Annotated in this window: 14 protein-coding genes; 3 read left to right on the forward strand and 11 right to left on the reverse strand. The window is 71.7% G+C overall.

Annotation, left to right across the window (positions count from 1 at the left end; genetic code table 11):
• Nucleotides 1–28: 28 nt before the first annotated feature.
• Nucleotides 29–1,258, forward strand: a complete 1,230-nt coding sequence (locus tag K7957_RS05285) for an outer membrane beta-barrel protein (RefSeq protein ID WP_223010869.1) — start codon at nt 29–31, stop codon at nt 1,256–1,258.
• Here the strand turns inward: K7957_RS05285 and K7957_RS05290 are convergent.
• The 8 genes from K7957_RS05290 to K7957_RS05325 form a co-directional block, all read right to left on the reverse strand.
• Complete coding sequence (locus K7957_RS05290; protein WP_425517170.1) at nt 1,154–2,356, reverse strand: glycosyltransferase family 4 protein; 1,203 nt, start codon at nt 2,354–2,356, stop codon at nt 1,154–1,156. The genes K7957_RS05285 and K7957_RS05290 overlap by 105 nt on opposite strands.
• Nucleotides 2,340–6,866 carry a beta strand repeat-containing protein gene (locus K7957_RS05295; protein WP_223010871.1) on the reverse strand — a complete coding sequence of 1,509 codons (4,527 nt, stop codon included), beginning with the start codon at nt 6,864–6,866 and terminating at the stop codon, nt 2,340–2,342. The genes K7957_RS05290 and K7957_RS05295 overlap by 17 nt, the downstream gene beginning before the upstream one ends.
• A 124-nt stretch (nt 6,867–6,990) precedes the next feature.
• Entirely contained in the window at nt 6,991–8,721 is a 1,731-nt protein-coding gene (locus K7957_RS05300) for a hypothetical protein (RefSeq protein WP_223010872.1), read from the reverse strand.
• A 1-nt stretch (nt 8,722) separates the two neighbouring features.
• Nucleotides 8,723–9,982: an O-antigen ligase family protein gene (locus tag K7957_RS05305; RefSeq protein WP_223010873.1), complete on the reverse strand. Its 1,260-nt coding sequence runs from the start codon at nt 9,980–9,982 to the stop codon at nt 8,723–8,725.
• Nucleotides 9,983–9,999: 17 nt separating this feature from the next.
• Complete coding sequence (locus K7957_RS05310; RefSeq protein ID WP_223010874.1) at nt 10,000–11,121, reverse strand: acyltransferase family protein; 1,122 nt, start codon at nt 11,119–11,121, stop codon at nt 10,000–10,002.
• Between the two features lie 10 nt (nt 11,122–11,131).
• Nucleotides 11,132–12,157: an NAD-dependent epimerase/dehydratase family protein gene (locus K7957_RS05315; RefSeq protein WP_223010875.1), complete on the reverse strand. Its 1,026-nt coding sequence runs from the start codon at nt 12,155–12,157 to the stop codon at nt 11,132–11,134.
• Nucleotides 12,154–12,522, reverse strand: a complete 369-nt coding sequence (locus K7957_RS05320; protein WP_223010876.1) for a DMT family transporter — start codon at nt 12,520–12,522, stop codon at nt 12,154–12,156. Before K7957_RS05320 ends, K7957_RS05315 begins: the two co-directional genes overlap by 4 nt.
• Nucleotides 12,519–14,000: a UbiA family prenyltransferase gene (locus K7957_RS05325; RefSeq protein ID WP_223010877.1), complete on the reverse strand. Its 1,482-nt coding sequence runs from the start codon at nt 13,998–14,000 to the stop codon at nt 12,519–12,521. The genes K7957_RS05320 and K7957_RS05325 overlap by 4 nt, the downstream gene beginning before the upstream one ends.
• A gap of 205 nt (nt 14,001–14,205) precedes the next feature.
• Here K7957_RS05325 and K7957_RS05330 point away from each other — a divergent pair, with 205 nt between their 5' ends.
• On the forward strand, nt 14,206–15,813 hold the full coding sequence (locus tag K7957_RS05330) for a hypothetical protein (protein WP_223010878.1): 1,608 nt from the start codon (nt 14,206–14,208) through the stop codon (nt 15,811–15,813).
• Here K7957_RS05330 and K7957_RS05335 read toward each other — a convergent pair.
• Together K7957_RS05335 and K7957_RS05340 are read right to left on the reverse strand one after the other, a co-directional pair.
• Nucleotides 15,780–16,925, reverse strand: coding sequence for a glycosyltransferase family 4 protein (locus tag K7957_RS05335; protein WP_223010879.1), 1,146 nt, complete (start codon nt 16,923–16,925; stop codon nt 15,780–15,782). The genes K7957_RS05330 and K7957_RS05335 overlap by 34 nt on opposite strands.
• Nucleotides 16,926–17,795, reverse strand: coding sequence for a hypothetical protein (locus K7957_RS05340; protein ID WP_223010880.1), 870 nt, complete (start codon nt 17,793–17,795; stop codon nt 16,926–16,928). It abuts the gene before it with no gap.
• A 147-nt stretch (nt 17,796–17,942) separates the two neighbouring features.
• On the opposite strand from K7957_RS05340, the gene K7957_RS05345 reads away from it, so the two are divergent.
• On the forward strand, nt 17,943–19,295 hold the full coding sequence (locus tag K7957_RS05345) for a lipopolysaccharide biosynthesis protein (RefSeq protein WP_223010881.1): 1,353 nt from the start codon (nt 17,943–17,945) through the stop codon (nt 19,293–19,295).
• Nucleotides 19,296–19,328: 33 nt separating this feature from the next.
• Here K7957_RS05345 and K7957_RS05350 read toward each other — a convergent pair whose 3' ends face one another.
• Complete coding sequence (locus K7957_RS05350) at nt 19,329–20,339, reverse strand: polyprenyl synthetase family protein (RefSeq protein WP_223010882.1); 1,011 nt, start codon at nt 20,337–20,339, stop codon at nt 19,329–19,331.

Consider the following 20,339-nt stretch of genomic DNA (forward strand, 5'->3'; position numbering starts at 1 on the left):
GGCCATCGCGCGGTGCGGGAGCATCGCCGTGTCGCTGAGGCTGCTGCGCTATATGCTGCTCACTGCCGGGGGCGCGCTGTGCTGCGCGCAGTCGCCCGCGGACCCGCAGCGCTCGACCGCCATCGCCGACCTGCCCCGCCCCGGCTACGAGCCGCGCACGCTGACAATCGGCGGGATCGTGGTCACGCCGCGGGTCGATCTCGGCGCGACCTACAACGACAATATTTTCGCGACGCGTGCCGGCGAGATCGGCGACGTCGTGTTCAACCTCCAACCTGCGCTGGAGGGTCGGCGCCAGACAACGAGCAGCGACCTGCGGCTCGCCGCCAACGCCAATCTCATCCGCTACGCGCGCTACGACCGCGAGAACGTCACCACCTTCCGCGGCCTCGCCGACTGGCGCGCCGACGTCGCGCCGCGCCAGTCGGTCCGCGCGCGGGCCTCGTTCGACCGCAGCTACCAGCGGCGCAGCGACCCCGAGGCGGACTTCGGCGCGGGACGCCGGCCGACGCTGATCGACGTCGCCGAGGCCGGGGTCGACTATCGCTTCACCGGCGCGCGCGTCGGCATGATCGCGAGCGCGACCGCGACCGACTACAACTTCCTGCCCGCCGCCGACGCCGACCGCGACCTCAGGGTCTATCGGGTCGCGCTGCGCGGCTCCTATGCGGTGAGCGGACGCACCAGCGTGTATCTGCAGGGCTATGCCGTGCGACGCGACGCGCGGCTGCGAGTCGACCGCTACGGCGTCGACCGCGACGCCTCGACGGGGGGCGCGCTGGCGGGCGTCTCGTTCGACGTCAGCTCCCGCGTCCAGGGCGAGCTCGGGATCGGCACCTTCCGCTCCGACCCCTCCGACCCGACGCTGCGCGCCTTCTCCGGTCTCGCGGCGAGCGGGCAGCTCACCTGGCAGCCGCGCGTGCGCACCGCGATCACGCTGGACGCCTTCCGCGGCGACGTGGCGACGATCCGCGCCGGCGCGATCGGGCGGGTCGACACCCGGCTCAGCCTCGCGATCGATCAGGAACTGCGCCACGACATCCTCGCGCGCGCGGCGGTGGGGATCCGCGACATCGCCTATCGCGGCGCGATCGACCGGGACCAGCGCTTCCGCTTCGCCGAACTGGAGGGCACCTATCTGCTCAACCGCCACCTAGCCGCGCTGGGCAACGCCAGCTTCACCCGCCGCGACGCCGACCAGCCGGTCGAGCGGTTCAGCCGCTGGACCGCGACGCTCGGGCTGCGGCTCACCTACTGAGGCGCGGGCGCCGAGCAGCGAGTCGATCAGCGCGCGCCACTCGGCCGCGATCGTGGCGGGGGCGTAGCGCGCTGAGGCGGCGCGCGCCGCGGCGCCGATCCGCTCGCGCAGCGCGGCGTCCGCCACCAACGTCTCGAGGGCGTCGGCGAACGCGGCGACGTCACCCGCGGGGACGAGCAGCCCCGTCTCGCCGTGCGCGATCATCTCGTCCGGACCGAAGGCGCAGGCGAAGGCCGCCGCGGGGACGCCCGCCGCCATCGCCTCGCCGAGCACGTTGGGCATGCCCTCGTAGCGCGACGACAAGGCGAACACCCCCGCGTGGTCGAGCCAGGCGCCCGGTACCACGCTGTTGCCAGGGAGCGTGGCGCGCTCGGCGAGACCAAGCGCGGCGACGCGCGTCTCGAGCGCCGCCCGCTCGGGGCCCTCGCCCCAGATCACCAGCTTCCAGTCGGGATGCACGGGCGCGAGCCGAGCGAACGCCTCGATCAGCAGGTCGAATCCCTTCTGACGATCGAGCCGGCCGACGCCGACGATCGTCTGGCACGGTCGGCGCTCGCGCGGGGGTGCCGCCATGGGATTGGCGATCACGTGCGCGCGGCGCCGCGCGCGCGCGTCGAGCAGGCTCAGACTCGCGCGCGTCTGCATCAGGATCGCGTCGGCGCGGGGCAGCAGCGCGCGCAGCATCATGCCCCAGCCGCGGCTCGCCGGCTGCGCGCGCGGGTTGTTGCGCTCGGACACGATCAGCCGGTGCCGGTGCCCGAGCGAGGCGAGCAGCGCCACCACGTTGATCTTGGTGAGGAACGACACGACCGCGGCGGGGCGGAGCTCGCTCAATGCACCGCGCAGCGCGGCGACGCGGCGCGCGACCAGCAGCGGCCCCGGCGCCGATCCGGGCGGCAGGCCGAGCCGCACCAGCGGGACGCCCGCGGGAAAGGCGTGGAACACCGGGTCGGTGGGGCGGTCGAAGCTCACCACCGTCACCTCGTCGCCGCCGCGCACCAGCGCGGCCGCGGTCAGGCTGACGACGCGCTCGGCACCGCCGGCACCCAGGCCGGCGAGGACGAAGACGATCGAGCGCGGCTCAGATGATGTGGAAATCGGTCGCTCCCAGCACTGGCCTGGTCGACAGGACCGCGATCTGCACCATCGCCGCGCCGCCGGCGCCGTCCGCGTCATAGTAGAGCGCGCCGGTGGTCGGGTTGTAGACGAGATGCTGGTCGGCGGTGGTCGCCGCGCCACCTATCGCCAGCTCGGACGCCGCGATCGCGCCGGTGCGCCCGGCGAAGGCGGTGAAGACCGCGCCCGCGAGCACGAGCTTGTCTTCGCCCGCGACGAAGTCCTTGACCGTGTCGCGCTCGCTCGCGGCGCCGAGATAGTCGAAGACGAAGCGGTCCGCGCCCGCTCCGCCGATCAGCTCGTCGCCTCCCGCGCCGCCGACGAGCGTGTCCGCCCCCGCCCCACCCTGGAGATAGTCGCCGCCGGCCTCGCCGTAGAGCGTGTCGTTGCCCTCCAGGCCGATCAGGAGGTCGCCGCCGAGTCCGCCGCGGATGACGTTGTCGCCCGCGTTGCCGGTCATCGTGTTGGCAAAGTCGTTGCCGGTGGCGCTGAGGTTGGCGCTGCCCAGCATGGTGAGCTGCTCGACATTGGCCTCGAGCGTGAAGTCGATGCTCGTGAAGACCAGGTCGGTACCCTCGCCGTAATATTCGATCACGCGATCGCCCATGTCGTCGACGTAGAAGGTGTCCGAACCGATGCCCCCGTACAGCAGGTCGGCACCGCCGGCGCCGTCCAATATGTCGTTGTTGGCGTCGCCGTAGAGCACGTCCGAGCTGGCGTTGCCGGTCAGCACGTCGTTGCCGCCGAGCCCGTGCATGGTCCACAAGTCGTTGGTCGGCGCGACGAAGGTGTTGGCGCTGTTGCTGCCGGTATAGCTCTTCGGCTCGGGCAGGTTGTTCAACGAGATGGTGAAGCTGGTGTCGAAGGTGGCCCCGGCGGCGTCGGTGACGCGTGCCTGTATCAGGTGCGAGGTGGCGGTCTCATAGTCGAGCAGCGCCCCGTTCGCGACCGTCACCGCACCGGTCGTCGCGTCGACCGCGAAGCGGCCGCCGGCGTCGTCGACCAGTCGGTAGCGCAGCGTCTCGTCGTGGTCGACGTCATAACCGCTGAGCGTCCCGACGACCGTACCCGCCGCGGCATTCTCGTCGACCCGTGTGCGATCGAGTGTCAGCGCCGAGGGCGCGTCATTGGCGCCGACGAAGGTGAGCGTGACCGAGGCGGTCGAAGTCGCCCCGGCGCGATCGGCAACGGTGTAGTCGAAGTGATCCACCACCGTCTCGCCCGCGCGAAGCGCCTGATAGCTCGCCGGCGTCGCCACTTGGATCGTCGTGCCTGCGAGCGTCAGCGCCAGACCGTTGGCGGTGGTGCCCGCGACCGTGGCGAGGCGCAAAGTGTCGCCTGGGTCGATGTCGCGGTCGTTGGCGAGCAGCGTCGCCGCGGCGATGCTCGTCGCGCCCTCATCGATCGAGAGCTGGTCGGCCGCCGCGACCGGCGCGTCGTTGACGTTGGCGACCTGGACGTTGACCCGCCCGATCGCGGTCTCGCCCGCGCTATCGGCGATCGTGTAGGTCAGCAGCGCGGTGCCGGCGAAATTCGCCAGCGGCGTGAAGACCACATCGCCGTCGGCGTTGATCGCGGCGGTGCCGCCCGACAGCGCCGCCACCCCGGTCAGCGCGAAGGCCGCGCCGTTGGAGTCGGTGTCGTTCGCCAGCAGCGCCGCGGCCGCGATGATCGTCACCTGATCCTCGGTCCCCGCGACGGTGTCGGCGCGCGCGATCAGTACCGGCGGCGTACCCTGCGAGGCGAGCGGGTCGAACAGCCGGTACTTGACCCCGGTCTGTTGGTCGTCGCCGCCCTGCCCGCCGTAATCGGTCCAGCTCATCAGGAACCCGCCGTCGCCGGTGCCGGTGATCGCCGGATCGACCTGGCTGCCGAGCGTCTGATGGTTGACCAGGAACTCGCCGCCCACCGCGGTGCCGTCGCCGGCGAACACCTGCGCCTTGATCCCGGCGGTGCCGCCCTCGGCGCCGACGCCGCTATAGTCCGCCCAGCCGATCGCGAAATTGCCGCCCGCCAGCGCGGTGATGGTCGGCGCGAGCTGACCCGCCAGCGTCGTCGTGTTGGCCAGCGTCTCGCCGCCGACACGACCGCCGGCGGCGTCGTACAGCTGGAAGCGGATGCCGAAATAATCGGCGTCGCCGCCGCGCGAGCTGTTGTCCGCCCAGGCGATCGCGAAGCCGCCGGTCGACAGCGCCGCCACCACGGGTGCCTGCTGCGAGCCCGCGGTCTCGGTATTCACCAGGAACTCGCCGCCGATCTTGCCGCCGTCGCTGCCGAACAGCTGCGCCTTCACCGCGTCCTTGCTGGCGTCGCCGCCCTGCAGGCTGCCGTCGCGCCACGTCACGACGAAGCCGCCGCCCTGCAAACCGGTGACCGCGGACGAATCCTGCGCACCGTTGGTGGCGGTGTTGACGAGCAGCTCGCCGCCGACATGGTTGCCCGCGGCGTCGTACACCTGCGCCTTGACGCTGGTGACGCTGGCATCGCCGCCCTGAAGGCTCGCGTCGGTCCAGGAGACGACGAAGCCGCCGTTGGCCAGCGCGGCGATCACCGGCGCCTTCTGCGCGTTGAGCGTGGCGGTGTTGACGAGCAGCTCGCCGCCGGCAGCGGCGCCGCTGGCGTCGAACAGCTGCGCCTTGACCGAGCTGGCCGAGCCGTCGCTGCCGGCGTTGGCGTCGCTCCAGGTGACCGCGAAGCCGCCCGAGGCGAGCGCGGTCACCGCGGGCGCGTCCTGTGCGTTCAGCGTCTGGGCGTTGACGCGGAACTCGCCGCCGATCTTGCTGCCGTCCGCCGCGATCAGCTGCGCCTTGATCCCGAACGAGCTCGTGTCGCCCCCGACGCCGCTGCCGTCGGTCCAGACGATCACCGAGCGGCCGTCGGCCAGGGTCGCCACCGCGGGGGCGAGCTGGCTCGCGGCAATATTGGTGTTGGCCAGCACCTCGGGCGCGCCGGAGTAGCGATATTCGTTGAACGCGTCGGTCAGCCCGAAGGTGAAGGTCTTGTCGAAGGTGTCGCCGAACGTGTCCGTGGCGCGCACCGTGATCGAGACGACCGGGTTGGTCTCATAGTCGAGTGCGAGGCTGTCCTCGACGATCAGCTTGTTGCCCTCGATCGCGAAGGCGCCGCCGGTCGAATCGTCCACCAGGCGATAGCTGTAGCTCGCGTTGAGCGCGCCCACGCCCGAGAAGACCGCGACGATGCTGTTCTCCACCTCGGTCTCGGAGAGCGCGTTGCGCGACACCTCGATGTCGGTGATCGCCGGCGTCGTCGGCGCGAACAGCCGCGCCTTGATCCCGCCGTCGACGTCCCCCGAGGCGGTGCTGTAGTCGGTCCAGCCGACCAGCAGCGCGCCCGAGGCGAGCACCGTCACCGCGGGCATCTCTTGGTTGCCGCTCACCACCTCGTTCGCCTGGAACTCGCCGCCCAGTTTCTGCCCGAGCGAGTCGAACAGCTGGGTCTTGATGCCGAAGCCGCTGGCGTCCGCGGCGATGTTGCTGTTGTCGCGCCAGCTCACCGCGAAGCCGCCGTCCGCGGTCGCCGCGATGCTCGGCTGGTCCTGCGCGTTGAAGGTGGTGGTGTTGACGCGGAACTCGCCGCCCGTCCTCGCCCCGCTGGCATCGTAGATCTGACCGCGCAGCCCCGAGGCGCTGGTGTCGCTCAGCCCGCTGCTGTCACGCCACACGATCGCGAAGCCGCCGCCGGCCAGCGCAGTGATCACCGGCTGGTCCTGCGCGCCCAGCGTGGTGCTGTTGACCAGCAGCTCACCGCCCAGCTTCGCCCCGCTGCTGGTGAAGAGCTGCGCCTTGATCGAGGTGCCGCTCGAGTCGCCGCCGAGTCCGCTATAGTCGATCCAAGTCGACACAAAGCCACCCGAGGCGAGCCCGGCGAGCGCGGGCGCGACCTGGCTGCCGGTAATGGTGCTGTTGACCAGGAATTCACCGCCGATCTTGGTGCCGGTGGCGGAGAACAGCTGCGCGCGTACGCCGCTGCCCTTGGCGTCGGGCGCGGTGGCGCTGGCATCGACCCAGCTGACGATGAAGCTGCCGCCCGCGAGCGCGGTGATCGTCGAGTCCGACTGTCCCGCGACGGTGGTCGTGTTGGCGAGGAACTCGCCGCCAACGCGCGCGCCCGCGGCGTCGTAGATCTGCGCCTTGACCGAGCCGCGGTCGGCGTCACCACCGAGCCCGCTCGCGTCGCTCCACGTCACCACGAAGCCGCCGGTCTTCAGCGCGGTGACGTTGGCGCGATCCTGATTGTTGCCGGTCGCGCTGTTGATCAGGAACTCGGCCCCGACCGCGGCGCCGGTCGAGTCGAAACGCTGTGCCTTGACGCTGGTACCCGACGAGTCACCGCCGCTGCCGCTCGCGTCGGTCCAGATCGCGACGAAGCCGCCGTCGGACAGCGCGGCGAAGCACAGATCGGTCTGCACCCCCGCCCATGTCGAGTTGACGCGAAACTCGCTGCCCGCGCTCGTGAACGCGCCGTTCGCCATACGCCCCTCCCCCGGAAAGCGCCGTCCGCCCCCAGCGTGACCGGCCGCCGGAGATTAGGTCCGATACGGTATCGCGATAAGTGGGGTATCGGGGAGCGAACTGGCTCCGAAGGAGTAGTCCGGCTCAGCGCACCGTCACCAGCGCCGAGTCGATCGCGTCACCGCCGTAGCGTCCGATACAGTCGATCTCATAGGCGCGCGTCGCCGTCGCTCGCACCACGCGTGCCCCTGTCCCGCCCGCCGCGACTCCGTCGAGCTTGCACGAGCGGATGTTCTCGCCGCTCCACCGCAGCGTCACCGCGCCGCCCGCCACCACTTGCGCCGGGTCCGCACTGAGGGCGATCGACGGCAACGGCCCCGGGTCGGCGATCGCGCGACCGCAGGTCGGACGCGGCACCAGCGACGGCTGCACCGTCACCGTCGCACGGTCGCCGGCGAGTTCCGACAGATAGGCCTCGAGCTTGGTATAGCCGTCACCGCCGAGCACGTTGCGATCGTCCGGATCGGTGGGTGACAAGCCGTGTGCGGTCTCCCAATCGTCCGCCATGCCGTCACCGTCGCGGTCGACGGGTGCGGCGCCGCCGCTCAGCACCGGCCATCCCCCGACCTGCGCCGGATCGTCGAGCACCGCGCCGCGGCACGCCACCAGGCCGGCGACCACGCGCGCGTCGGCGGCATCGCGCCGCGGCCTTGTCGCCCCCACGGCCGCGATGACACGGCGATAGGCGGTGCCGGCATCGTCGATCTCGCTCGCCGCCATCGACAGCGTGCCGACCGGTGCTGCCGCGACGTAGCGCCAGTCGCCGGGCTCAAGCACCAGCCGCTCGTCGCCGCGATCGTCGGCGCGGTGGACGTCTAGGTTGCCGCGCAGGTGGATCCGGACTCGCGCCGGATAGTCGCGGAAGTAGTTGAGCAGGTAGAGCTGTGTCGTCGCCTCGGACGAGGGCCCCATGATCGCGCTGTTGCCGATCGCGTTGACGTCGAGGTCGCCGAAGCGCGTGTACAGCTCGGCGTTGTAGCTCACCGAGTTGAAGATCACGTTGTCGATCATGTCGAACTGCCCGCGCAAATTGACGAGCGGGTTGCGGCGGACGTTGCTGGCGATAAGGTTGTGGTGGAACGTCACCGCGTGCGCGCCATAGCCGAAATAGGTGCCGCGGCTGTGCGGCCCACGGTTGGCGCGGTTGAGCCCCTCGGCCAGGATCGACCATTGCACCGTGACGTCGCGGGTCTGGCCGCAGCGGCCCGTCTCGTGCCCGGCACCGACGATGTTGATCCCCTCGTCGGTCGGCCAGGAGGTCGAGAGATGATCCAGGATCACGTCGTGCGCGCCGCCGCTGATCTGGATCGTGTCGACATTGTCGGACGCACGCGGCGAGGCGCCCGGGCGCAGGCGGACGTGACGCAGCACTACGTCGTGCGTGCGCACCAGCATCGGCGCGTTGCCGGAGGCGCCGTTGCGCAGCGCGACGCCGCCCGGCGAGGTCTGGCCCGCGATGGTGAGGAACGGCTTGGTGACCTTGATCCAGTCGCGCAGCACGATCGTGCCGCTGACGCGGAAGACGCAGGTGCGCGCGCCGCTCGCCTCGGCGCAGTCGCGCAGCGAGCCCGGACCGGCGTCTGCGAGCGTCGTCACCGCGATCACGCGCCCGCCGCGGCCGCCGCGCGCGTAGCGCCCGAAGCCCTGCGCGCCCGGGAAGGCGGGCAGCGTGTGGGGCGCATCACTGGTGTCGCAGTCGACCGGGAAGCTCTCTTCCGCCGCCGCGGGCACCGCGACTCCGCCCTCGGTCGTGAGTAGCAGGAACGCGCCGAGCAGCAGCAGCGCGGCGACGAGCAGGACGCGCACCCGCGTCATCTCACGCCTCGGCGCGGCGCGAGGCCAGCGCCGCTACCGCGCGCGGTATTCGCCGCACCGCGCCGCCGTGCGCCATCGCCAGCGACAGGATCACCGGCACAGACCAGAGCCGCGCGTACATGTGCGGGCTGGCGGCCGAGAAGATCAGGAAGGTCACCAGCACCGCCAGCACCAGCCCGGCGACGTCGCGCTCGCGCCGCAGCGTCGACAGCGCCACCATGACCAGCACCACCAGCATGCCGAGCCAGCCGAGCAGCGCGACCAGCCCACCCTCGACCCATACCAGCAGGTACATATTGTGCACCGGCGCCTTCAGCTTGCTGATCACGCGGTGCTGGTCGACCCCGACGCCGCTGAACGGGTGCTGCTCGATCATCGACCAGGCGTCGTCGATCAGCGCGACGCGGCCGGTGAAGGTGCCGGCCTCGCTGATATCACCGTTCTCGATCGCGCCGGCGACGCGCTTGTTGAAGGTCTCGGGCAGCATCAGCCCGGTCTGGCTCACCACCAGCGCGGCGGCGAACAGTCCGCCGACGACCCAGCGCGGCAGCCGGATGCCCGCGATCACGCCGAAGATCGCCAGCCCGATCGCCGCGCTGGAGAAAGCGGTGAAGGAGGCGGTCAGCAGCAGCGACACCAGCAGCACCGCGAAGGCGACCAGCATCGCCGCGGTGCGCAGCCGCCCGGCACGCCACAGGAACAGGACGAACGGCAGGGTCATCGCGATCGCGGCGCCGTTCCAGTTGGCGTCGGTGGCGAACACGCCCAGCCGGCGGTTGCCCGAGAGGAAATCGAGCCCGAGCACCTTGCGCGCGACCTCGAACGAGGCCTGGAAGGAGACGTAGATGAGGATGCCGAACGCCTCCATCGCCACCATCCCCGCCACCAAAGCGCGCGCCAGCGTGGTCGCGTAGGCGCGGCCGTGGCCCGCGATGGCGAAGGGCAGCACCACCCAGGCGAAGGCATATTGCATCGCGACGATCAGCCAGCGCGACGGGTCGCGCGCGCCGAGCGAGGCGACCAGCAGCCCCGCCATCATCACCGTGAACGACATCAGCCACGCTGGCTGCAACGCGCTGAACGGCTGCAGCGGCAGGCGGTGGCGCGAGGCGAGCAGGCCGAGGCCGAGCAGGAACAGCACGTCGCTCAGCGTGAACATGATGTCGAGCGAGGGCCGCCACGACAGATAGGAAGACAGCGCCACCGCCAGGATGATCGGCCGCGGCACCTCGGCGCCGGTCGCGGCCCGCGGCCGCGGCATCGGAAGCGCGGCGGCGGTCACGCGCGCTGCGCCGTCATGGCGGCGTCGGTCGCGGGGTCACCGCGCGCGATCCGGTCGGCGCGATAGATGCGCTGGCGGAAGAAGCGCTCGTAGGGCCAGCGCTCGAGCCAGAGATGGACGACATGGCTCGCCACCAGAGACCCGACCGCGACCAACAGCGCGAACGGCAGCATCGAGTGGAGCAGGTCGTCGGTGAACAGACCGTGGCGGACGAACAGCTTGCGCAGCGCGAGATAGATATAGGGATGGACCAGGTACAGGCTGTAGCTGATCGTGCCGAGATAGGCGAAGACGCGGTTGCCGAGCAGCCGCTCGGTCCAGCTCCCCGGCGCCACCGCGCAGTAGAAATAGGTGGCGGTCGAGAGGATCAGCGGCACCACGACGGGGTCGCGGAAATCGCGCCACCAATATTCGTAGTGCGCGTGGCTCGCCAGCGCGGTCATGCCGGCGAAGGCGAGCGGCTCGACCCAGCGCGTCGCGCCGCCGCCCTCGGGATAGCGCCAGCGCAGCAGCCGAATGGCCACCCCGGCGACGAAATAGAGCGCGATCGGGAAGGCCAGCACGAAGCCCAGCGCCGCCGCGACCGCCAGCGCGCCGGTCAGCCGGTCGCCCCGCTTGACCGCGCAGCTCACCACCGCGCAGGTGAGCGCGTAGAACATCACCTCGTAGCTCAGGCTCCACGCGTTGGGGGTGAGCTGGTCGGTGCCGGTGAAGAGGTTGGTGAAGGTGAAGCCCGAGACGACCGCCAGCGGCGTGTTGATCCTGGGGTAGGCGTTCGTCACCGCGTTGAGCGCGACGAACAGCACCGACAGTACCGCGAACAGAGGGTACAGCCGTAACCCGCGCCGCAGCGCGAACTCGCCGGGCGTGTAGCGCAACGCGCTCGGCAGGATGACGAAGCCGCTGATGACGAAGAACAGCATCACGCCGAACGTGGCGATGTGCCAGGGCGCGCGGGTGAGCGCGACATAGGCCGCGTTGTCGGCGTAGACGTGGCGCGCCGGGCCGCCGATGATGTGCGCGAACACCACCATCGCCGAGGCGAGCCCGCGCAGCCCGTGCGCGGCGACGACATGCTCGCCCCGTCCCCCTCTACTCACGACCGGCGCCGACCTCACGCGCGCACTCCTAGCTGACGCCACGGCTCGGCACGACGAGCGACACCGCCGGGGCGTCGTGCGCGCGCGCGGGCTGCGAGCGGAAATGATGATAAGCGTCGAACAGGATGTCGGCGTCGCGGCGGCTCGGCGACCAGTCGAGCGCGGCGCGGGTCGCCGCGGTGTCGAGCACATAGTCCGCGTCGGCGATCGCGAACTGCTCGGGGTAGAGCAGCGGGAAGCCCGCCCCGTCCATCGTCGCCAGCGTGCGCTGCACGAGCCTGGCCGGCGTCGGCAGCACGACCGAGCGCGAGCCCGCGCGCGCGAGCAGCGAGCGCAGCAGGTCGCGCACCGTCGGCGGCTCGCTCGAGCCGAGGTTGAACGGACCCGGCGGCAGCCCCCGATCGGCGGCGCGGATCAGCGCGGTGACGCAATCCTCCACCGCGATCATCTGGTAGCGGTTGCGCCCGCTCCCGATCATCGGCACCGGCAGCCCCAGCGCGATCAGCCGGAACAGCTTGGCGAGGATGCCGAGCCGCCCTGCGCCCGCGATCAGCCGCGGGCGGAAGACGGTGGCGCGCAGCCCGAACTCGTCCGCCGCCGCGGCGATCAGCCGCTCCGCAGCCACCTTGCTGCGGCCGTACGGGCCGATCGGCGCCTGCTGGTGGGTCGGCGGCACGGGCGTGCGAACGGGGACGCCATAGGTCATGTCGGTCGAGACGAAGAGCAGCTGGCGCGTCCCGGCCGCGCGCATGGCCGCCAGCAGCCCGCGCGTGCCCTCGACGTTCACCGCGGCGAACCAGCCGTCGCGATCGCGCCGCGGCACCGCGCCGTGGAACTGGCGCGCGGCGAGATGGTGCACGACATCGTCGCGGCCGAGCCGGAGGCGCGCTAGGTCTTCGGCGCTGGCGACGTCGCCGAGGACCACCTCGTCGATCGCGGTGCGCGGCGCCACCTGGTCGAACACCGTGACCCGCTCGCCGCGCGCCGCGAGCGCGGCGGCGAGCCGCTCGCCGAGGAAGCCCGCGCCACCGGTGATGACGTGGCGGCGGGTCACGCAGTCTTCCCCACGACGAGCACGCCGAGGCAGATCAGCGCGATCCCGCCGGCCCGCGCCGGCCCCACGGTTTCGCTCAGAAACAGCACGCCCAGCACCGCGGCGAGGACATAGCCCATCGACAGCATCGGATAGGCGACGCTCACCTGGGTCCGGCTCAGCACCACCAGCCACAGGCCGATACTGGCGGCGTAGCAGGCCATGCCCGCCCACAGCCACGGGTTGGCGACCAGGCTGGTGCCGAGCGCGATCGGCTCGGAGAGAGCGGGGAGCGCGCGGAAGGTCATCGCCTTGCGCAGCGCCACCTGGGCGAGCGCGTTGAGCGAGACGCTGACGACGATGAGAGCGAACAGCGCCAGCGTCACGCCACCCGTCCTCCCACGGCGACGAGCCACAGCCCCGCCACCGCCCCGGCATGCCACCAGCTGACGCGATCGCGCAGCGCGAAGATCACCGGATCGTCGTCGAGCGCGCCGCGATGCGCGAGTAGCCAGACGCGCATCACCCACAGGCAGAGCACCGCCGGGATCACGTACAGCGCGCCGTCGAGCGCGTAGAGCCCGCTCGGCATCGCGTCGACCGACATGTACATCACCATCACCAGTACCGAGACGACCCCGGCAGCGACGCCGAGCGCGAGCGTCAGGGGTTCGTCGCCCGGCAGATAGCCGCGGCCGTGCACCGGCCGCCCGCTTCGCGCCGCCTGGACCAGCTCGGCCGAGCGCTTGGCCAGCGCGAGCGAGAGGAACAGCGTCGCGGTGAAGGTCGCCAGCCACAGCGAGACGGAGTGGCCGATCACCACCATGCCGGCGACGACGCGCAGCGTGAACAACGCGGCGATCGCGGCGACATCGACCAGCGGCTCGCGCTTGAGCCGGAAGGAATAGAGCAAGGTCAGCGCGGCGTAGCAGGACAGGGTCGCGCCGAAAGCGGGCGCGAGCAGCCAGCCGCCGATCAGCCCCGCGCTCAGCAGCCCGGCCGCGAGCGGCACGGCGGTGGCGAGCGGGATCAGGCCGGCGGCGAGCGCCCGATGCCGCTTGCTCGGGTGGCGACGGTCGGCCGAGAGGTCGGCGAGGTCGTTGATCAGATAGGTTGCCGAGGCCACGACGCCGAACAGCACGAACGCCGCCAGTGCCCGGAACAGCAGCCCCGGCGCGAGGAACTCGTGGCTCAGCACGATCGGCGCGAGCACGAGCAAGTTCTTGCTCCACTGGTGCAGCCGCAGCGCCTTCACCCAGTCGCGCGCGCGCACGGCGCGGCGCGGCAGCAGCTCGGGCGCGAGCCGCTCGCGCGCGAGCCGCCTCGCCACCCCGCGCCGATCGCCCGCGAGCAGCGCGGTCTCGGCGCGGCGCCATACCGGCACGTCGGCGAGGCTGTCCCCGACATAGTCGAAACCCGCCGGGAAACGCCGCGCGAGCGCCTCCGCCTTGGCCTCTGCCTTGAGGTTCGCCGTGCCGTCGCTGCCGGTCGCGCTGTCGAACAGGCCGGTCGCCGCGGCGACGCCGTCGGCGATGAGCTGGTCGGCGGCGGTGACGAGATGGACCTCGCCGCCAGACGCGCGCCGCCGCGCGATCGCCTCGACCACCGCCGGGTCCAAGGGCAGCGCCTCGCAGTCGAGCCCAGCGTGCAGCATCGCGGCGCGCTTGAACGCGGCACGCCCCTGCCCCAGCGCGCGCGTCACCGCTGGCACGCGCTGCGGGTAGCGGAAGGCGAGCGTGACCAGGCACTCGTGCAGCGTGTCGGTTCGCACCAGGCTGTGGTCGAGATCGACGACGAGCGGGCGGGATCGCGCCGGGGCGTCGCCGCGAACCTCCGCCTCCGCCAGAGTCGTCCCCTCGTCCATCGGCTCCCCCGCCTCTCGTCCCCGCGGTGAGAATGCGAGATCGCGCCGGGGAAGTCGCACGGTCAGGTGGGTAGCGACGGGCGCAACCGGGCTAATGCGATCGACGCCGGCTACCCCCAATGATCGCGCTCCCGCTCCGCCCGCGCGCTTCGTCCTGCGGCGAGATCCGATACGATCGCGACGGACACGGGTCGGGGGTGGACGCATGGTGAGTGTGGCTGCGGCGACGGGAGTGCCGCGCGCGGGCGGGGCAACGCGATCGCGCGCGCTGCCCGCCGCGGCGGTGGCGATCGGGCTGGCGCTGGTCGGGCTGTTCGGCCGACTGATGACCTACCCGCTCCGCCACGACGAGCAGATGTACCTACCGATCGCCACCATGTTGTCGCGCGGCCGGCTCTACGACGATTACGGCTTCAACAACCTGCCCAACCTGCCCCTGCTGATGCACGCGGTGCTGCGCGTGACCGGCGCGGAGCAGGTGCTGCTCGCGGGACGACTGACGATCTTCGCCGGCTGGCTGGTGGCGGCCGCGGCGATGCTGCTGCTCGTGCGGCGGCTCACCCGGTCATGGCCGCTCGGGACGCTGGCGGCGCTGCTGCTGCTGACCCATCCCCTGCTGCTCGGCCCCGCGGGGATGTTGGTGACCAACAACTTTCTGCCGCTCGCCTTCGTGCTGATGGCCACCCATCTGCTGATCGCCGGCGCCGATCGCGACGTCCCCGCGCCGCTGCTGATCGCGGCGAGCGGGCTGTGCCTCGGCGTCGCCGCGGGCTTCAAGGCCAATTACGTCTTCGCGCTGCCCCCCTTCGCGCTCGCCGCCCTGCTGGCACCGTCGCGACTGGCGGCCGCGACGCGGCTGCGTCGGGTGACGCTGCCCTTCGTCGCGGGCGGGATCGTCGGCGCGCTGCCGCCGCTGATCTACCTGGCGAGTGACCCCAGCGGCTTCGTCACGCACGTGCTCGGTTATCACAGTGGACCCCATGTCGCTTACTGGACCGCCAACGCCGACCTTGACGGCGCCAAGATCCTCGACCTGCCCGGCAAGCTCATCCTCGCCGCGAAGCTATGGCTGATCTCACCCGGCGGACTGATCGCCGCCGCCCTGCTGCTCGCGGCGACCGCGGCGTGGCGGCTGCGCGGTTATGGCGCGGCACGGGTGCGCTGGCCGCATCGGTTGATCGTCGCGCTGCTGCTCGGCGGCGTGCTGGTCTCGTTCGTGCCGAGCCCCGCCTTCCCGCAATATTACGCCCCGCCGGTGCCGTTCGCGATCGCGCTGGCGGTGACGCTGGCCCGCCGCATCAGGGGCCGCGCCCGCGCCGCCGCGCTACTGCTGCTGCTCGGCGCGCTGCTGCTGTCGGCGCCGCGGCTGGCGCTGGGCTGGCCCAACGCGGCGCGCAGCGCCCGCTGGACCGGCACGGTGACGCACGACCAGGGACAACGCCTCGCCGCTCTGCTCCGCGCCGAGCGTCGCGGCGCCACCATCGCGACGCTCGCGCCGCTCTACGCGGTCGAGGGCGGGCTGGCGGTGCCCGCGGCGCTCGCCACCGGGCCGCTGGTGTATCGCGTCGGGGACTATGTGCCGTTGCGGCAGCGCCGCCACTACGCGCACTGGGTCTCGCCGACCTCGATCGACGAGCTCCTCGCCGCTTCGCCGCCGGCGGCGGTGCTGGTCGGGTTCGAGGGCAAGCTGGACGGGCCGCTCGCCTCATTCGCGCGGTCGCGCCGGTACCGCCGTGTCGTGCTGCCTTGGCTCACCGACCGGTACGGCAGCGGTACGCTCTATCTGGCGCCCGCGGCGAGCATCTCGTCGTAGACAGCCATGATCGCGTCGGCGTGCGCCTGCTCGCCGAAGCGCGCGCGGGCGTTCGCGGCGGCGTCGTGTGCGAGCTGCTCCGCGAGCGCCACGTCGCCCAGCACGCGCGCGCAGCCGTCGGCAAGCGCGTCGGCGTCCTCGGCCGCGACCAGCAGTCCCGTACGCTCGTGCGCGATCGCCTCGACGTTGCCGCCGGAGCGAGTCGCCACCACCGGCGTCCCGACCAGCATCGACTCTACCAGGGTGCGACCGAACGGCTCGTCGACCGCGGGGACCATCAGCACGTCGCTCGCCGCCAGCCAATAGCCGCCAGGGGTGCGATGACCGAGCAGGTGGATTCGCTCGGCCACCCCGGCCGTGGCGGCGCGCGCGCGCACCTTCTCGTCCATGCCGTCGAGCGCCTCGCCGAACATCACGCCGGCGACGTCGAGTTCGGGCCGACGCCGGTGGAGCGCGGCGATCGCGTCGACGAACAACAGCGGGCGTTTCCGCTCGATCATTACCCCGGCGTATGCGACGAAGCGCGACCCGCCGCCCGGCGGCACCAGTCCGGCCAACGCGACACGGGCCTCCTCACGGTCGTGGTGCATGTCATGATCGAAGGGGCTGCGGATCACGCGCGTGCGCGCCGCGGCGGAGTAGCGCCCCGGTTTCGGCGCGGAGAAGCCCGAGACCGAGACGACGCGGTCGGCGAGCAGTGGTGCTACCACGCGCAGCCCCATCGCGTCGGGCGCGCCGCGGTGATGCCACAGCAGCCGGGCGCGGGCGAGTTTGGCGGCCAATCCCCAGGTCGCGTGGCTCCGCCCATCGTTGCTGTGGACGATGCCGATGCCGCGCGCACGCAGATAGTCACGAAGCCGCAGCGAGGTCGCGACCAGTCGCGCCGCGCCCGCGAGCGAGACGGCGCGGCCATGCGCCATCTCGGGGGAGAGCGGCGCGGGCTCGGTCGCGATCCCGGCCTCGGCGAAGAAGCGGGCCATCGCGCCATCGGGGTGCTGCAGCAGCACCAGCGGGGTATAGCGTGCGCGATCGAGTCGACGGATCAGCCCGGCGGCAGAGACATGGCTGCCGCCGATCAGGTCACCGACGAACGGGAAGCAGACGGTGGTCACTTACTTGTCCCAAGCGGGCAGCGGTGCCTCCAGCGCGAGCCACTCGGCCTCGGCACCGCCGTTGAAACGGTCGGCGATCTCGAGCCGCGCACCGTCGTCCGATACGCGGAACAGCGTCGCGACGTGACGACGCTTGAGCGTCCGCGCCAGCAGCAGCCACGCGCCCGGGCCTGAGAGATAGCTCACCGTATGGGCGATGCCGAGGCGCAGCTGCTCGGTGCTGAAATAGCCGGGGTGGAGCAGGTTGGCGACGCGCACCAGGTCGAAGCGGCGGTGATAGGCCGCGGTCGGCGCGAAGATGTCGTTGCACTCGATCGTCACGCGCGGGCGCTCGGCGAGCCGCGGGCTGACCAACCGCACCGCGCTCGCGTCGGAGGCGCCGGCCGCGACCAGCCGTCGAGCGCGCCCGCCGAGCGTGGCGTTGAGTGCGCTCCGCACGCCGCGCATCCCGGTGTAACGGTCAGCGCGGCGGAACCAGGGGCGTACCGGCAGGCCGAACAGATCGTGCTGGATCGGCGCCCCGCCGTCGTCGAGCAGCGTCCGTACGCCGGGGAGCACGCGGACGAGATGGCCGCTGACCGAGCGGTCGGTCCCCGTCACGCGCGCGTCCATCCCCGCCTCGCGCAGCCGGTCGTATAGCGCCAGCGTGGTCGTGCCCGAGGAGACGCCGATGTCGAGCACCTCGCGGATCGGCCGTGCGGACTGTTGCAGCAGCGCGATGCAGGCGGCGTCGAGATCGGCGAAGCGATCGTGCGCGGTCGTCTTGTACGTGGCATTGCTGGTCCGCAGTTGATTGAAGAAGCTGTCCTCCTGCGCGGGCCAGATCTCCTTCGGATCGGCCGCGAAGAAGCGCGCTGCGGTCATCGGCATGGTCTGTTCCCCCGTCGCCGCGATCCTAGCAAAACCGACGCGGCGATCGGGCAGCGATTTGGGATTACGCCCGCGGGACGCCACCGCGACCGCCTGCTTGCGCTAGAACAGACGCGCACGAGGGGAGCACACGTGGCGGGTGAGCGGTTGAGGACGGCAACGGCATGGGCGCTCGAACCGGCGCGATGGCGCGCGCTGCTGGGCGAGCGGCGCGTGCGCGCGGTCGCGCATCTGCTCACCGGCACCGCGGCCACGGTAGCGATCACGCTGATCACGGTAGGCCTCGCGGCCCGCGCGCTCGGCCCGGCCGGCTATGGCGTGCTCGCGCTGGTGCTGACGCTCGGCCAGGCATGCGAGCGACTGCTCAGCTTCCAATCGTGGCAGCCGCTGATCCGCTACGGCGCCGCGCTCGACTCGCCCGAGCATGAGGCCGACTATCGCAGCCTGCTCAAGTTCGGGCTGATGCTCGACCTGGGCGGCGGCGCGCTCGCCTGGGCCGTGGCGAGCCTGCTGGTGCTGGCGGGTCGGCTGCTGTTCCACCTCGACGGCGGCACAGTGCTGCTCGCGCTCGCTTACATGCTATCGCTGCTGTTCAACCTGAACGGTATCAGCACCGCCATCTTCCGGCTCACCGGGCAGTTCCGCCTGGTCGCTCGGGTGCAGGTGATCAACGCGCTGGTTCGGCTCGCCTGCGTCGCCGCCGCCTATGCGGCCGGTGCCGGGCTGGCGAGCTTCGTGCTGATCTGGGCGGGGACGCAGGCGCTGGGATCGGTGGCCAATTTCGCGACCGCCTGGTGGCTGCTGCGACGCACCGGACGCCATCGGCTGTGGCGCGCCTCGCTGGCAGGACTGCGCGAGCGGTTTCCTGGGCTGTGGCGCTTCGCGCTCGGCTCCAACCTGTCGCTCAGCCTCTGGGCGAGCGCGCAGCAGGTGGACACGCTGCTGGTGGGCTGGCTCGCCGACCCGGTCTCGGCGGGCCTCTTCCACATCGCCAAGCGGATCAGCCGGGTGGTCCAGCAGGTCGGCAGCCAGGTCGAGTCGGTGGTCTACCCCGATCTCAGCCGGCTCGCCGCGGCGGGCGAGCAGCGCCAGTTCAACCGCGTGCTGCTGCAGACCGAGGCGATCCTGGCGGCATTCGGCGGCATATGCTTCCTCGGCGCGCTGCTGCTCGCGCCGACGCTGCTGCGGCTGACGGCCGGCCCGGGCTTCGCCGCCGCGGCGCCGTTGCTGACGGTGCAGATCCTGGCGGTGTCGCTGACCATCAGCGGGGCGGCGAGCCGCGCGGCGCTGCTCGCCAGGGGCGCGCAGCCGGCGGTGCTGCGGGTCGTCGGCGCGGCGACCGCGACCTTCTATCTCACCGCGCCCTTCCTGGTGCTGTGGGTCGGGGCGATGGGCGCCAACGTCGCGCACGTGCTGTTCGGCACCGTGTGGCTCGCCGGACTGACGTTCTCACTGCGGCGTCTACCGCGCCAGTCGATTGCCGCGACGGCGGTGGCGTGAGAGGAGCGGCAGGGCGCCCCCCTCCGCCGCGGCTCAATAGGCCCGCGCCACCGCGAACTCGACGGCCTCGATCATCGAGTCCTTGGCCGTGCTCTCGGGAAAGGCCGCGAGCGAGTCGATCGCGAGCTGGCCATAGTGGCGCGCGCGCGCGAAGGTGTCGTCCACCGCGCGCGACTGGCGTACCAGCGCGACAGCCCGGGTGAACTCCTCCTCGCCCGCGCGGCGCCCCGACACGGCGTCCCGCCAGAAGGCGCGCTCGTCCTCGCCGCCGCGGGCATAGGCGAGGATCACCGGCAGGGTCATCTTCCCCTCGCGGAAATCGTCGCCCGCGTCCTTGCCCATCGTCCCCGAGTCGCTGGTGTAATCGATCGCGTCGTCGACCAGCTGGAAGGCGATGCCGAGATTGCGGCCGTAGGAGTCGAGCGCCAGTTCCTCCGCTGCGCCGCGATCGGCCACCACCGCGGCGATGCGGCAGGCGGCGGCGAACAGCGCCGCGGTCTTGGCGCCGATGATGTCGAGGTAGCGCTCCTCGCCCAGATCGATCCGGCGCACCGCGGTGAGCTGGTTGACCTCGCCCTCGGCGATCACCGCGCTGGCGTTGGACAGGATCTCGAGTGCGCGCAGGCTGCCGCCCGCGACCATCAGCTCGAACGAGCGCGAGAACAGGAAATCGCCGACCAGCACGCTGGCGGGATTGCCCCAGATGATGTTCGCGGTGCGCTTGCCGCGGCGCAGGTCCGAACCGTCGACCACGTCGTCGTGGAGCAGGGTCGCGGTGTGGATGAACTCCACCGCCGCGGCGAGCAGGTGGTGACGAGTCCCACCATAGCCCAGCAACCGCGCCCCCGCGAGCGTCAGCATCGGGCGCAGGCGCTTCCCGCCCCCCGCGATCAGATGCCCCGCCAGCTCGGGGATCAGCGGGATCTCCGAGCGCATGCGGTCGACGATCACGCGGTTGACCGCCGCCATGTCCTCGGCGACCAGATCGATCATCGGATCGAGCGACGGCGACGTGCCGGCGAGACGGTGGAGAGTGGCGCTCAT

It is taken from the genome of Sphingomonas yunnanensis (genome assembly GCF_019898765.1).
Lineage (GTDB): Bacteria > Pseudomonadota > Alphaproteobacteria > Sphingomonadales > Sphingomonadaceae > Sphingomonas > Sphingomonas yunnanensis.